This is a genomic window from Cytophagales bacterium, assembly GCA_019456305.1.
Lineage (GTDB): Bacteria > Bacteroidota > Bacteroidia > Cytophagales > VRUD01 > VRUD01.
In genome coordinates, this window is sequence record VRUD01000096.1 from 1 (window position 1) to 289 (window position 289).

Annotated in this window: 1 protein-coding gene and 1 pseudogene (1 of these 2 cut by a window edge); both read right to left on the reverse strand. The window is 46.0% G+C overall.

Features of this window, described 5'->3' with window-relative positions:
* Positions 1 to 190, reverse strand: a 190-nt coding sequence (locus FVQ77_15665) for a hypothetical protein (protein ID MBW8051740.1), incomplete at its 3' end; no start/stop codon positions are given.
* An 85-nt stretch (positions 191 to 275) separates the two neighbouring features.
* Positions 276 to 289 (reverse strand): annotated as a pseudogene (locus FVQ77_15670) (hypothetical protein); it runs 1,594 nt beyond the window's last position.

A 289-nucleotide genomic window follows, 5' to 3' on the forward strand; every position in this document is an offset into this window, starting at 1 on the left:
TATAAGTCGGGTTAACCGTTAAGGTGGTGGCGATCACACTATCACAACCGCTTACGCTTGCAAGGGTATCGTAATAAGTTCCAGGGGTATTCTGATAGGAACCGCCTAATAAAATGCTGTCGTTATCACAGATGGTGTCAGCAGCAGGGATCGTGTAAGTCGGGTTAACCGTTAAGGTGGTAACGATCACACTATCACAACCGCTTGCGCTTACAAGGGTATCGTAATAAATTCCGGGGGTATTCTGATAGGAACCGCCTAATAAAATGCTGTCGTTAGCACAGATGGT